General features: G+C 34.1%; 8 protein-coding genes. 5 read left to right on the top strand and 3 right to left on the bottom strand.

Annotation, left to right across the window (positions count from 1 at the left end):
* Positions 1 to 44: 44 nt before the first annotated feature.
* Entirely contained in the window at positions 45 to 1,559 is a 1,515-nt protein-coding gene (locus ACHRV3_RS05680; protein WP_395433597.1) for a MauE/DoxX family redox-associated membrane protein, read from the bottom strand.
* 237 nt (positions 1,560 to 1,796) lie between these two features.
* Positions 1,797 to 2,087, bottom strand: a complete 291-nt coding sequence (locus ACHRV3_RS05685) for a hypothetical protein (RefSeq protein WP_395433598.1) — start codon at positions 2,085 to 2,087, stop codon at positions 1,797 to 1,799.
* Positions 2,088 to 2,727: 640 nt separating this feature from the next.
* On the opposite strand from ACHRV3_RS05685, the gene ACHRV3_RS05690 reads away from it, so the two are divergent.
* From ACHRV3_RS05690 to ACHRV3_RS05705, 4 genes are read left to right on the top strand one after another with little or no spacing between them, the layout of a single operon-like run.
* Complete coding sequence (locus ACHRV3_RS05690; RefSeq protein WP_395433599.1) at positions 2,728 to 3,120, top strand: plasmid mobilization protein; 393 nt, start codon at positions 2,728 to 2,730, stop codon at positions 3,118 to 3,120.
* On the top strand, positions 3,105 to 4,409 hold the full coding sequence (locus tag ACHRV3_RS05695) for a relaxase/mobilization nuclease domain-containing protein (protein ID WP_395433600.1): 1,305 nt from the start codon (positions 3,105 to 3,107) through the stop codon (positions 4,407 to 4,409). Before ACHRV3_RS05690 ends, ACHRV3_RS05695 begins: the two co-directional genes overlap by 16 nt.
* 17 nt (positions 4,410 to 4,426) lie before the next feature.
* The gene (mobC, locus tag ACHRV3_RS05700; protein WP_395433697.1) at positions 4,427 to 6,409 is read left to right on the top strand and encodes a conjugal transfer protein MobC; all 1,983 of its coding nucleotides are present in this window, start codon (positions 4,427 to 4,429) and stop codon (positions 6,407 to 6,409) included.
* A gap of 25 nt (positions 6,410 to 6,434) precedes the next feature.
* The gene (locus ACHRV3_RS05705; protein WP_395433601.1) at positions 6,435 to 7,397 is read left to right on the top strand and encodes a YhcG family protein; all 963 of its coding nucleotides are present in this window, start codon (positions 6,435 to 6,437) and stop codon (positions 7,395 to 7,397) included.
* 99 nt (positions 7,398 to 7,496) lie between these two features.
* On the opposite strand, the gene ACHRV3_RS05710 is transcribed toward ACHRV3_RS05705, so the two are convergent.
* The gene (locus ACHRV3_RS05710; protein ID WP_073409942.1) at positions 7,497 to 9,557 is read right to left on the bottom strand and encodes a hypothetical protein; all 2,061 of its coding nucleotides are present in this window, start codon (positions 9,555 to 9,557) and stop codon (positions 7,497 to 7,499) included.
* A gap of 313 nt (positions 9,558 to 9,870) precedes the next feature.
* Here ACHRV3_RS05710 and ACHRV3_RS05715 point away from each other — a divergent pair, with 313 nt between their 5' ends.
* A complete protein-coding gene (locus ACHRV3_RS05715; protein WP_395433602.1) occupies positions 9,871 to 14,742 on the top strand; it encodes a DEAD/DEAH box helicase in 4,872 nt (1,623 codons plus the stop codon).
* The last annotated feature ends 67 nt before the right edge of the window (positions 14,743 to 14,809 follow it).

Here is a 14,809-nt window from a genome sequence, read left to right on the forward strand (position 1 = left end):
GGTTTCGATCTGTTTCCTGTCACCAGCGCTGGTAAATTTTTAATTTATTTAATTTCATTCTTAATTATTTTTTTTAGTTCATAAACCACAAGGTCATTCCCAATTATAGCATACAAATGCGTTTCGGTTATCACAAAAGAATTAAGGACTTTGCTCGAAGTGTGAAAGAGAGGAAAACTGAGCAAATATGTATTTTTTTTTAGATTGTATACATCTATAATAAAAGATTTATCCCATAACTTTTTATTCTCATACCTGCCCTTTACCCTGGAATGCACGAAGAGAAGATTGCCGACTACTGCGGCATTTGCATTTACTACGAATGATGGCGTGGACATTGCATATTGTTTTCCATCCCTGAGGAGCGAAACCTTTAAATTTGGATGGCTTATAGTATCAATGGTATGTCCTCTGGTGATAAGTTTTCCGTTTTTTTCAGCGGTCATAAATTCATTGCGGTAATAGTATAGGTAGACAATTTTCTTTGCCGCTTCACTGTACAGAAGCGTTCCATCAGTATCAAAAATGCCATCATTGCGGCTCTGCAGAAGTTCTCTGCTATATGTTGTTTTTTGTTCGGCGTCAGCATTATAAATCCCCAAAACATTTGCCAGTTTTTTTGAATTGTTTGATCTGAATACCGCCATGCTGCTGTCAATTGGGACTATCCTTGTAAAGTAAGGAACTGAGTTTAATTCTCTAGTGATGGTCCAGTTTTTCATATCTCCTCTAAGGAGCACAGGAACATTCCCATCCGATAAATAAAAATAGGGTTCTCTGACACTTATCGTAATTGATTGGAAGGGGATTTTTTTTGCATCGAAATGCAGTTTATCTAATTTTTTGTTCTTTAGATTTTGGTCCAATGAAAGTACATACATTGGATATTGATAGTTTCCAAGATAGATCCGGTTATTTGCAAAACCGGCAATATAATATGAATGATGTTTTAAATCTATTGTATTTGAAAACTCAGCTGGATGATTTGGATATGTTCTTATAAAAGGGTTGTTATGATGTATGATATTTTCAGAGGAAAGAAATAAAGCAAACACAATCAGTATACTGCCAACAATAATTCCAACTGTTAATTTAACCGTTCTGTTGCCTGTTATAGATGCAGTAGCATTAATGTTGGTTTGTTTTTCTAGCACAATTGCAAAAAGGGCCAGGACAATAAATATACAATTGAAAATCAAGTGCATATTCCAGCTCATTTTCTCTAAAATCCCTCCGCAGGAACAGGGAATAAAAGAACTGAAATTTAGAATTATAAAAATATAAGCAGAAAACATTGTCATCAAACCCAGTGCAGCATACAAACCTATTGATTGCAATTTGGGTACTAGCAGTGCTGCAGCGATTAATAGTTCAATACTAATTACCAGCCACGAAATCCACGAGGCATATATACTTAATAATGGAGACTGACCAAGCTGCACTTCAAAATTCTCAAAATCCAATAATTTACTTACTGCTGCATAAACAAAAAGAATTGTATACAAGAGACAAATGATCTCCGCAATTGCTATTTTACTATGTAAATTTAATTTTTTCATCTTCATAGATTTTGAAAATCATTCCTGTTTCAAATTCTAGAAAGGATATCTTAACTTGAAGTTTTACTAATAAGAATTTGATAAGACAAAATTACAGTGACCTCTGCAATAAACTGTTACCGAAAACAAGCCAAGATTTTTCAAAAACAATCAATCATAGTTAAAAAAATAAAAAAAGACATTACTAAACTATTTTGTTTAGCAATGCCTTGATTAAATAATTCAATTCAAAGAAAATTACTTACCCGTTTCACTCAACATATTTAGTTTTTCACTAAGTTCAATCAGTCCGGCTTTTTGTAAACATTCATCTCCAAAGAATCTTAAATCCTGAAGATTTTCGTCTGGGATACTCATCAAGAGAATTGAGGGTTTGTCATTGTCCTTAGCAGATAATCCACGTTCAATAACATGGTTCAATAATAATACATTTTTTCGTGAAATTTTCAAATCAAGCTTTACTACATCATTCATGCTTGGAATACTGAGTACAGTATCAAAAACCTTGGCCACATCATTTGTTGTCATAATCTTCACGGTTTTAATTAATAATTTATTTCTACAAAGGTATAAAGCCAGTCTTAAAGTGTCATGGACATAATATGTCCATCATAGGTAAAATCCATTTCGCTTACTTAATTTTGTCTCTGAAATAAAAAGGAAAGGTTAAAATGAGCAACCAAAAACCTTCCCTAAAACAGTCAGGATTTTGCTGTTTTAAAGTTGGTTTATTGCTTTGAAAGAGCACATTTTTCAATCTAAGATTCGGAAGATAAATTGGCATAATTGCTACCCAGTTATAATAGTTCTGAATTTTATGCAGTGTGCACTTTCCTTGAGTTCCAAAATAAAATGAAACAGATTTTATAAAAGGATATTGAAATTTTAATGACTTAATGAATACAGCTTTGAATTTCCGGAATACTACAATAAGTACAGCAAATAGTATAAAAGAAGTCTGTAAAAGAGAAATTTAAGTTTTGAGTATTTTGGAAACATAGGAATATCAGAAAGACATTTAAAGTATCAGCAGGATTGCAACGTTCCTGCAATCGGCAAGATGTCCTGTTGTTAAACAACAGCCTTCTTGCTACTCTATACTCGGAACTCGTGAGCAGTGATACTGAAAGCATAAATTAAGGTTTGATAACAATGAAAAAGAGAGAAAATGAAAAGAGAAAATTCAAACAGAACACGCATTGTTGGGTTAAGGTTTACACCCGAAGAGTATGCGAAAATTGAGAAAAAATGGAAAGCCAGTACTTGCCGCAAGCTGAGCGATTACATTCGCAAACACCTATTTGAGAAATCTATAAATACCACTTACAGGAATCAGTCTTTAGATGATATGATCCATGAAATGACCCAGTTGTTCAAGCAATTAAATGGTATTGGAAACAACTTCAATCAGGCAGTAAAAAAACTACATACACTAAATCAAATTCCGGAATTTAAAGTATGGATTTTGAGTGCTGAACTCGATAAAAAAAACCTTTTTGACAAGATTGATGAAATCAAAAATTACATCCGGAAAATCTCGGAAAGATGGTTGCGATCATAAAAACAGGATACGCTATACACAAGGTTTTCTATTACAATGAAAACAAAGTAAAAGAGGCTGTTGCAGAATGTATTGGAGCCGGAAATTATCCGATTGATGTAGATAAAATGAGGGGTGACGTAAAACTAAACCGGTTTTTAAAACAGCTGGAACTAAATGAAAATGTAAAGCGAAACACTGTACATATTTCGATCAATTTTGATCCTTCAGAAAATCATTCCAAAGAAAAATTAATGGCTATCGCGGATACTTATATGGAAAAAATCGGATTTGGCCAGCAGCCTTATCTCGTGTATCAGCATCATGATTCCGGGCATGAACATATCCATCTGGTCTCCATAAATATTCAGAGAGATGGTAGACGTATTGACATGCAAAACATTGGCAAAAACCGATCTGAACCGGCAAGAAAAGAAATCGAAGAACGCTTTGGACTTGTTAAGGCGCAAGGGAATAAAAACAGTACTGATTTTACGCTTAAGCCAATCATCTCACAAAAGATTCAATACGGGCGAAGCGAATCGAAAAAGGCTATTGCAAATGTACTGGGTCAGGTACTTTCATCTTATAAATATGCCAGCTTTCCAGAACTCAATGCTGTGCTTAAACAATACAATGTTTTAGCAGACCGGGGCAATGAAGATTCAAAAATGTTTAAAGCAAAAGGATTGATGTATAGAATACTTGATGATGACGGTAAACCTATCGGAGTCCCCATAAAAGCCAGTCTGTTTTACAACAAGCCAACAATGAAATTTTTAGAAGAAAAATTTGCGTCTAATAAAACAAATGAAATCTCAGATATAAGAAGGGTAAAAAATGCCATTGATATGGCATTCTTTAAAACTCAAATATCACTCGCAGAACTGGTTCAAGTATTGCAAAAAGATGGAATCAATACTGTTTTTAGAAAAAACGCAGAAGGATTGCTTTATGGAATTACCTACGTTGACCATACCACAAAATGTGTTTTTAATGGAAGTACACTTGGTAAACAATACAGTGCTAAAACGATACAGGAACGTTGCGCGTACGTTAATCCAGCCGAACAAAAAACGACAAATTTGGTTAGTGAAAAATTACACGAAATCACATTTGAAACACCGAAATCGGAAATAATTGTAGCACTGTTTGGTGATGATTTTAGGGATAACAAATACATAGGATCCAGCACTATAATGGGGCAATTAGCAGAGATGCTCATGCAATCAGAACAAACGGCTAATTATCTTCCGTATGAGCTGAGAAACAAAAAGAAAAAAAGAAAAGGACAATCTAATAATCGATAAAACTTGACATCATGGCTATGCAGACAGGAGAAAACGAACAGGCGCTTAGAAAGATCTTGGATATGACAAGACTTATAAGCATCATTATTTTAGTAATCCATTTTTATTATTACTGCTATGCTGCCTTTCAGCAGTGGCATCTTGTCAGCAGCTTTAGTGATAAAATTATGGGCAATATTTATCATACGGGATTATTCAATAATTTTCATAAATCCAAACTCTTTGCACTGGGATTTTTAATCATTTCTTTAATTGGTGCAAAAGGAAGAAAAGATGAAAAACTGAATTACAAAACAGCTTTTGCTTACATCATTACGGGGATTCTGATTTACTTTATAAGTTGTCTTTCACTATACCTGAAAATAGAATTAATGTTGGCAGCAATTGCCTATATGATCCTAACTTCCAGTGGCTTTCTTCTGATGCTTTCCGGCGGTACATTATTATCGCGTATTATAAAAAACAGGCTCAACAGCAAGGATGTTTTTAATAAAGAAAATGAAACTTTCCCCCAGGAAGAAAGATTCTTAGATAATGAATATTCCATCAACCTTCCGGCCCGCTATCACTTAAAGGATAAGATAAAGGACAGTTGGATAAACATAATTAATCCCTTTCGGGGATTGCTTGTTTCCGGCACACCAGGATCTGGGAAATCTTATTTCGTCATACGCCATGTCATTACCCAGCACATCCGTAAACAATTCACCATGTTTGTCTATGATTTCAAGTTTGATGACCTGACCAGAATTGTCTATAATAGCTGGCTTAAATACAAACATCTCTATCCAAAATTACCTCAGTTTTATGTCATTAATTTTGATGATCTGACCCGGACCAATCGGTGTAATCCTTTAGAGCCATCAGGTATGAGTGATATTACGGATGCTTCAGAATCAGCACGCACCATTTTGCTGGGACTCAACAGGGAATGGATCAAAAGACAAGGTGATTTTTTTGTGGAATCACCGATTAATTTTCTATCAGCCATAATATGGTATTTACGAAAATATAAAGACGGCGAATTCTGCACCCTTCCCCATGTAATTGAACTCATGCAGGAAGATTATGATAGTCTCTTTACCCTGCTTAGGACTGAAAAAGAAATCGAAGTACTTATTAATCCCTTTGTTAATGCCTACCTAAATAATGTTATGGACCAATTGGAGGGGCAAATTGCTTCTGCAAAAATTGCCATGGCACGGCTTTCCTCTCCACAATTGTATTATGTTTTATCGGGTAGTGACTTCACATTGGACATCAATAATCCGGACGATCCTAAGATTGTATGTATGGGCAATAATCCACAGAAAATCCAGATATATGGAGCTGTATTGTCACTTTACGTAAACCGACTGGTAAAGCAGGTGAACCAAAAAAACAAACATAAAAGCAGTCTGATATTCGATGAATTTCCAACTATTTACCTCAACAATATGGACAGCTTAATTGCTACAGCTCGGAGCAATAAAGTAGCAACGTGTTTAGGTATTCAGGATTTTAGCCAGCTGCGTAAAGATTATGGACGAGAACAGGCGGACGTGATTATGAATATTGTTGGAAACATAGTCAGCGGACAGGTCACAGGTGATACAGCCAAACAATTATCGGAGCGTTTTGGAAAAATCATGCAGGACAGGGAAAGCCTTTCCATTAATAGCGGTGATACTTCTATAAGCCGGTCCAAACAATTGGAATCCGCAGTGCCTCCATCCAAAATTTCAGGACTTAGTTCCGGTGAATTCGTGGGTATGGTAGCGGATGACCCTGATTGTAAAATAGAACTTAAAACCTTTCATTCTGAAATAGTAAATAACCACGAAGCATTAAAAAAAGAACAGGATAATTACATCGATATTCCTGTCATTCGCAAAGTTGATAATTCGATGGTACAGCGCAATTATCTACAGATAAAAAAGGACATCAAGGATATTATTTATGCAGAGAAGGAAAGGCTATTAAATGATATTGAACTAAGCCATTTAGTTATTAAGAAGTAATGATAAAAAATTAAACTCAGAAACAATGATACAGGAACAATTTACCGATATTATTCAACTAATAAAACAATCCAGATCAAGAGCTATTAAAGCAGTTAATACTGAAATGATCAATCTGTACTGGAATATTGGACAATACATTTACAATCGTATCGAAACAGCACAGTGGGGGAAATCAGTAGTAAAAGAACTGGCTGATTTTTTGCAAAGAAGCGAGCCTGATTTAAAAGGATTTTCGGATAAGAATCTTTGGAGAATGAAACAGTTTTACCAGACATACAAAGCTTCTCCAAAACTCTCAGCACTGCTGAGAGAAATTAGCTGGACAAACAATCTTATCATTTTAAGCAGAACCAAGTCAATCGAAGAACAGGAATTTTATTTGCGCCTTTCAATTCAGGAGAAATTTAGTTCAAGGGAATTAGAAAGGCAAATAAATAGTGGTGTTTTTGAAAGAACCATTATTGGAAATACAAAAGTCTCATCAGTGATGAGAGAATTACATCCCGATATAACAAACACATTTAAGGACAGCTATATATTTGATTTTTTAAACCTTTCAGATACCTACACCGAGAGTGATTTGCAAAAGGGCTTGATTGATCAGATGAAAAATTTCATACTTGAATTAGGCAAGGATTTTTTATTTATAGGGGAAGAGTATAAAGTTCAGGTGGGGCATAGTGATTTTTATATTGATCTGGTTTTTTATCATAGAGGCTTACAATGTTTGGTAGCATTTGAATTAAAGTCAGATAAGTTTAAACCGGAACATTTGGGTCAGTTAAATTTTTACTTGGAAGCTCTGGATCGAGATGTAAAAAAGGAGAATGAAAACCCAAGTATTGGTATTTTATTATGTAAAGACCAAGACCATGCAGTGGTAGAATATGCTTTAAGTAGAAGTCTTTCCCCTACTATGGTTGCTGAATATAAAATTCAGCTACCTGACAAACATTTGTTAAAGCAAAAGTTGAATACTCTATAACCGTAAACTTTTAGAGCAAGCTATTTTGGAATAAAATTTATTTTACTTAAATAAAGTTGTGCAATTAGAGCAGAAGTATCTAATAACATTCAAGTCCTTTTACACATTATCTATTCCAAGGGCTTTAAAAAACGCCTCATGTCTTTTTTCTGAAAAATCTAACATCTGTTCATAAGACATAACTTCAATGTGAAGATTTAATTCAGGATTAATTTTATATAAATGACCATGAGCACTTTTCTTAAAGCCATTCCACTTTATATTATGCTCAATGTTATCCTTGTTTAATTCGCAAATTATATAACCAAATTTAGGGGTATTATCTTCAATATTTAGAATTTTCCCTTTATTACTTCGAGCCTTACTCTTCATAAGATCTCTAAAATACTTCAAAACCAAATCATCTAAATTACTACTGCCGCTTATTTCTCTTCCCGGCTTCTTAAATTCGAAAACTACAAGCGAATTAATTTTATCTAAATTATCTGAATATGCACAAGGAACATCATATATTAACAAATCTGCTTCCTTTATTCCATCACTTAGGACATTTTTAACCGATTTTGTTTTAACATCTGAAGAAGTGTGAGAATGAAAAGTAAATCTTTCGTCTAAAAGCCACAAATTATGATAATCAATGGGTATAATATTAGTCTCAGAACCCATCGTAAAGATAATATTATGTAAATCTTTTTCGAGCATAAAATTTTCGTCGGTACGCCATTGTAAATACTTCTGAAACAATTTAATAACCGATTTTCTTTTAATCATTAAATCGGCTAATTTATCCTTTGAAAATGCTGCCTCTTCATTTAATATTTTATGGACTATTTCACCAAAAGCTTCTTTATCATATTCATTTTTTTTAAATACTTTTTCAAATGCTTTGCTTCTTTTTTGCTCTAATTTAAACTCCTTTTCGTGAAGTTTCGCCTCTAAAGTTTCATCTGATGCATTAATTGGGATATCTAAAAAGGCATTGTCAACACTTAATAAGTGGCGATACCTTAATCTAGGCTTCTGAGGATTTAAAATATAATTTTCGATTCTTTTATTTTTCTCCTTTTCTGCCTCTTGTATGTGTCCTGAAAAATTGAGTCTTACATTATCAGATACATGAGTAAATAATTCTTCCAACGAGAATAAATCGTAGTCACTTTTTTTATTTGAAGCCTCAGGAAAAGTAAATCTATTTCTTTGAGGGTGATTATTGTCATCGAGAAATTTACTTTCAACATATATTGATAAATAATATTTTTTGTCTTCGTTGTAAAGTTCTTTAAAAGAAGGTAAATAATTAGTAAGAGATTGTTTTTTTCCAACCTCTCTTTTATTTGCACATAAATGTATAGAGTGCGAATGGACTCCGTTGTAGTTTCTAATATATCTTAAATTAAAATCTTGCTCAATATCTGAAAACTTCAAGTTAAGCTCGTTCTTTTCTACTTCAATTACAGTTTTATATATATCATTTAAAACTATTGCATCTTCAATTTTTTCATTATCATATAATATTCTTATTGTAGGTATATCCGCTGAACCAATAAAAAAAAGTAGGCAATGCTGTATTATATCATCCGCAATATCTTTTATACTTATTTTTAATTTATTAGCAAAGTTGAAATATTCGGGACGGTAATTATTTAATTTAACAATAGTTTTATTTTTAAAATCATCACTAAAACTTTCAAAACTATCAGGATATTTTTGAAGACCTGTTAAGTTATCAAATTTATATTTCTTATTATAAACACTTTTTCCATCGGTAAAAGAGCTTTCTATTTCCATATTACCAAAACAGGCTAGAACAGTATACCTACCCATTCCTTTACCGCCCTTCTCATAATTGAAATTTGTAAATGGCGTACTGAAAGCCGTTTCTCTTTTGTTGGTAAAGCCTACACCATTATCGGTTACGGTAAAACCAGTAATAGGTTGATAATCATCAGCATCATCTAAGTCTAATTTTTCTTGAGAAATTCTATGAATTTTAATAATAATCGATCCAGAATCAGTGGGATTAGTCCTGTCTTCAATACTTTGGATAGAATTTACAATAACTTCGTGAAGAGGCAATAAATATTCATCCGGTTTAATATCAATGCTGTTTATTAATCCTGTATAGTTAACCTTCTGCTCGATTATTAGAATATCATCCATATATTAGTACTCATTTTCTACAAATATAATTAAATAGCAGATAGAAAAATCTCTTAAAACAACACCCTCTCTTATTTTTATTAATATGGAGCTATGTTAGTAGATTCGAAACCAAGTCCATAAACTTGTTTACATTAGGGTAATTTTCCCCAATACTTAATTTTAATTTATTTAAGTCAGTTCTATGCTCAAACAAAACGGCTAAATCATCATTAGATTATATTAACCAAGGAAAAACAGATCTTACAAATTTATTTTCCCCTAATTTAATATTACCTTCGGCAAATCATTTTCCTACATATAAAAAAATCAAATGAGCTTTAATAAAATACTAGAAAAATATCGTAAAATTTCATTTTCCGAACGTGATAAAGGAGCTCGTTTTGAAAGATTAATGCAAGCCTATCTTTTAACCGACCCTCAATATGCTTACAGATTCAAAAAAGTTTGGATGTGGGATGAATTTCCCGGAAAAAATGATTTAGGTAGTGGCGACACCGGTATAGATTTAGTTGCTCTCACTATTGATGGGGATTATTGGGCTATTCAATGTAAATGTTATCACGAAACATCATTAATAGACAAACCGGCTGTAGATTCTTTTCTATCTACTTCAAGCCGTACATTTAAAAATGAAGATTTAAAAACCGTTGGTTTTTCGCACCGCCTTTGGATTTCAACAACGAATAAATGGGGCCCCAATGCAACTCAGGCAATTAAAAACCAACATCCTCCAGTATCAAGGATTCATCTTCACGATTTACAGGATGCACCCGTAGATTGGGCACAAATGGAATCTGGGGTTCATGGTGAAATAGCACGTATTACAGGAAGAGATTTAAGAGATCATCAGAAAGAAGCATTAGATAAAACACACCTGAATTTTCAAAGTACGGATCGCGGTAAATTAATCATGGCGTGTGGAACTGGAAAAACTTTTACTTCACTTCGTATTGCCGAAAACGAAACCGACGGCAGCGGGATGATTTTGTTTTTAGTGCCATCCATTTCTTTGCTTGGTCAAACTTTACGTGAATGGTCAACTTTTGCCAAAGAACCTATTAATGCAATTTGTATTTGTTCCGATCCTGATATTTCAAAAAAGAAAACAAAAGATGAAGACACTGACACTTTCAGTACAGTCGATTTGGCTTTGCCAGCATCAACCGACCCTGAGGAAATTTTAAAACAGTTCAATCTTTTCAAAAGAACAAACAAACCTGGTATGACGGTTGTTTTTTCTACCTACCAGTCTATTGAGGTAATCGCAAAAGCGCAAAAAATAATTCTTGAAAATGGTTTTTCTGAATTTGATATGATTATTTGCGATGAAGCACACAGAACCACCGGAATAAAAATTGCAGGTTTTGACGAATCTGCTTTTACAAAAGTGCATGATAACACTATCATAAAAGCAAAAAAACGTCTGTACATGACTGCTACACCTCGTCTGTACAATGACGAAGTCAAAAGCAAAGCAGCTCAAGCAGAAGCGATTTTATGTTCTATGGATGATACCAATTTGTATGGAGAAGAAATCTATAGAATAGGTTTTGGAGAAGCCGTAGAAAAAGATTTATTGACTGATTACAAAGTTTTGATTCTTACGTTGAATGATTACGATATTCCACCGGCAGTTCAAAAAATGATTGCCGATGAAAACAGCGAAATATCGACGGACGATGCCTCAAAATTGATAGGTTGCATCAATGCTCTTTCAAAACAAGTTTTGGGAGACGAAGGAATTATAAAAGATTCCGACCCGCACCCAATGAAAAGGGCAGTCGCCTTTTGTTCAAATATAAAAGTTTCAAAAAAAATTACAGAAACCTACAACACGGCTTCTGATTCTTATATTGATTCCTTACCAAAAGAGAAAAGAGATACGATGGTTTCCATCGCTTCTAAACATATTGACGGCTCCATGTCAGCTCCAGATCGTGATGAATTATTAGGTTGGATAAAATCTGACATCGAAGATGGTGATTGTAGAATATTGACTAATGTACGTTGTTTGAGTGAAGGAGTTGATGTTCCTTCCCTCGATGCTGTTTTGTTTCTTTCGGCTAGGAACTCTCAGGTTGACGTTGTTCAATCCGTGGGGCGTGTTATGCGTAAATCGCCAGGAAAAAAATACGGTTACATTATTATTCCAGTTGTAGTTCCTTCTAATATAGCTGCCGAAAAAGGCTTAGATGACAACGAACGTTACAAAGTAGTTTGGACAGTCCTCAATGCACTTCGTGCACATGATGACCGTTTTAATGCAACGGTAAACAAACTCGAATTAAACAACAAACGCCCTACTAATGTCTTAGTGGGTGGCGCTCCTTGGGGTTTTGACGAGAATGGTAATCCCGTTAGAAAAGATGATTCAGAAGAAACTACAAAAAGCAATGATTTAAATGACCAAATGACTTTGCATTTTGAAGAATTACAAAACGCAATATTTGCCCGTATGGTCAAGAAAGTTGGAGACAAAAACTATTGGGAAGTTTGGGCGAAAGATGTGGCGCAAATTGCGGAGCGTTATATGGAACGCATTACCAAACTCGTTAAAACTGACGGCCAACATAAAATCGCTTTTACTAATTTCTTAGAAGGATTACAAAAAAATATAAACCCTAGTATTGATGAAAATCAAGCCATCGAAATGTTGGCGCAGCACATCATCACCAAACCCGTTTTTGAAGCTTTGTTTGAAGGCTATTCCTTCGTTAAAAACAATGCTGTTTCAATAGCAATGCAAAACATGACGGCTATTTTGGAAGAACAGGCTTTGGAAAAAGATGTCGATGTACTGCAAAAATTCTACGAATCCGTAAAAATGCGTGCCGCGGGAATCGACAATGCCGAAGGAAAACAGCGCATCATCATCGAGCTTTACGATAAATTCTTTAAAACTGCTTTCCCTAAAATGGTGGAGCAACTCGGTATAGTTTATACGCCTGTCGAATGTGTCGATTTCATTATCCATTCAGTAAATGACATTCTTCAAAAAGAATTCGGCAGAAGTTTGACAGATGAGAACGTTCATATTCTAGATCCTTTCACTGGAACAGGAACATTCATCACGCGACTGCTTCAAAGCGGATTGATCAAAGAAGAAGATTTAGAACGTAAATACAAATACGAAATTCACGCCAACGAAATTGTTTTATTAGCCTACTATATTGCAGCTGTTAATATCGAAAATGCTTACCATGATGCTACGCTTGACCCTGATGATGGTATTGGTAAAGAGAAATATACACCTTATGATGGCATCTGCTTAACAGACACCTTCCAATTGGGTGAATCAGATAACAGCGAAAAAATGTTTTCTGAAATGTTTCCTCAAAACTCCTATCGTGTTGCCAAACAAAAGAAAGCACCGTTAAGGGTTATTATGGGAAATCCGCCTTATTCCGTCGGGCAAAGTTCTGCAAACGACAATGCACAAAATCAATCCTATCCAATTCTTGATAGCAGAATTGCTAACACTTATGCAAAAGAAACCATCGCAACAAATAAGAACTCTCTTTATGATTCTTACATAAAAGCATTCAGATGGAGTGCTGACCGCTTGGATAAAAATGGTGGTATTATTGCTTTTATCTCCAATGGAGCTTGGTTAGACGGTAATGCCACCTCTGGTTTCCGTAAATCATTGGAAAGAGAATTCAGCTCTATTTATGTGTTTAACTTAAGAGGAAATGCACGAACACAAGGGGAATTACGCAGGAAGGAATCAGGAAATGTTTTTGGAGTTGGCTCTCGAACTCCAATATCAATTACTTTCCTGATAAAAAATCCTGCTGTTATACAAGAAAAAGCAACAGTCCATTATCACGATATTGGTGATTATCTAACCCAACAGGACAAACTAAAAATTATTACAAAATTTGACTCTGCTTTCAACGAAAAAATGTTGTGGGAAACCTTAGAAACAAATGAGCATGGAGATTGGATAAATATGAGAAGCGATGCGTTTTCAACTTTTATAGCTATGGATGATAAGTCCGAAAAAAATACTTTTTGGAATTCTAACCTCTATTGCAGAGGACTTGAAACTTCTCGTGACGCATGGCTATATCAATCAAATAAAAACCATTTAAAAGAGAATGTTTCTGTCAGCGTAAATTTTTATAATTCAGAATTACATAAATTAAAGAAGGAAAAAGAAATTAATCCAAAATTAGATGCAAAAGAATTTATTAAATATGATAGTTCAAAAATTAGTTGGTCAAGGGCATTTATAAATGATATTAAAAATGAAAGGCATAAAGTTTGTGATGATACAAAAATTGTAAAATCGTTATATCGCCCATTTTTTAAACAATTTTTATATTTCAGTAGAGAACAAAATAATGTTGTTTCTAGAATGGATTCTTTCTTTCCAAATTCATCAATGAATAATTTAGTATTATGTATTTCTGGAGTCGGAGGAACTAAGGATTTTACAACAATTATTACTAATAACATTCCTGATGTTCAATTACAATTTAACGGTCAATGTTTTCCCCTCTACTATTACGAAGAAAACAACCGTTCACAAAAAAGTATTTTTGACACTAACGACACGTGTGACTACTTACGCCGTGATGGAGTAAGCGATTTTATACTAGAAAGAGCTAAAAAACAATATGGAAAAAACATAACCAAAGAAGATATTTTCTATTATGTATATGGTTTTTTACATTGCCCGGAATACCGCGAAATGTTCACCAGCGACTTAAAAAAAATGTTGCCTCGTTTACCTTTGTTAGAGGATGTTAATGATTTTTTCAAATTTAGCAAAGCAGGTCGAGAACTCGCAGAACTCCATATCAATTATGAAACCGTTCCGCCTTTTGATGCTGTCGAGATAAAAGGAGCCGAAAGTGAATTCTATACCGTAGAAAAAATGCGCTTCCCGAAGAAAGACCAAAAAGACACCATCATTTATAACAGCCGTATTTCTATTTCAAATATACCTGTAACAGCTTACGAATATGTCGTAAATGGAAAATCTGCCATCGAATGGGTTATGGAGCGTTATGCAGTGACCACCCATAAAGACAGCGGCATCAAAAATGATCCAAACGATTGGGCTGCCGAAGTTGGGAATCCGAGATATATTTTAGATTTAATTTTGAGTATTATTAATGTAAGTGTACAAACTGTAGATATTGTTAAGGGATTACCTAAAGTTAATTTTGAGTAAAAACATTTAAAAGGATTGGAATTAAAGAACATATAAAAGGCTGTGGTGAAAAAGATATCATTATGCG

The sequence above is a fragment of the Flavobacterium sp. FlaQc-49 genome (assembly GCF_044005985.1).
Taxonomy (GTDB): Bacteria; Bacteroidota; Bacteroidia; order Flavobacteriales; family Flavobacteriaceae; genus Flavobacterium; species Flavobacterium cupriresistens.

Coding starts and splice junctions, on each gene's coding strand:
- ACHRV3_RS05680 (WP_395433597.1), bottom strand. CDS start 1,559: ATGAAAAAATTAAATTTACATAGTAAAATAGCAATTGCGGAGATCATT.
- ACHRV3_RS05685 (WP_395433598.1), bottom strand. CDS start 2,087: ATGACAACAAATGATGTGGCCAAGGTTTTTGATACTGTACTCAGTATT.
- ACHRV3_RS05690 (WP_395433599.1), top strand. CDS start 2,728: ATGAAAAGAGAAAATTCAAACAGAACACGCATTGTTGGGTTAAGGTTT.
- ACHRV3_RS05695 (WP_395433600.1), top strand. CDS start 3,105: ATGGTTGCGATCATAAAAACAGGATACGCTATACACAAGGTTTTCTAT.
- mobC (WP_395433697.1), top strand. CDS start 4,427: ATGCAGACAGGAGAAAACGAACAGGCGCTTAGAAAGATCTTGGATATG.
- ACHRV3_RS05705 (WP_395433601.1), top strand. CDS start 6,435: ATGATACAGGAACAATTTACCGATATTATTCAACTAATAAAACAATCC.
- ACHRV3_RS05710 (WP_073409942.1), bottom strand. CDS start 9,557: ATGGATGATATTCTAATAATCGAGCAGAAGGTTAACTATACAGGATTA.
- ACHRV3_RS05715 (WP_395433602.1), top strand. CDS start 9,871: ATGAGCTTTAATAAAATACTAGAAAAATATCGTAAAATTTCATTTTCC.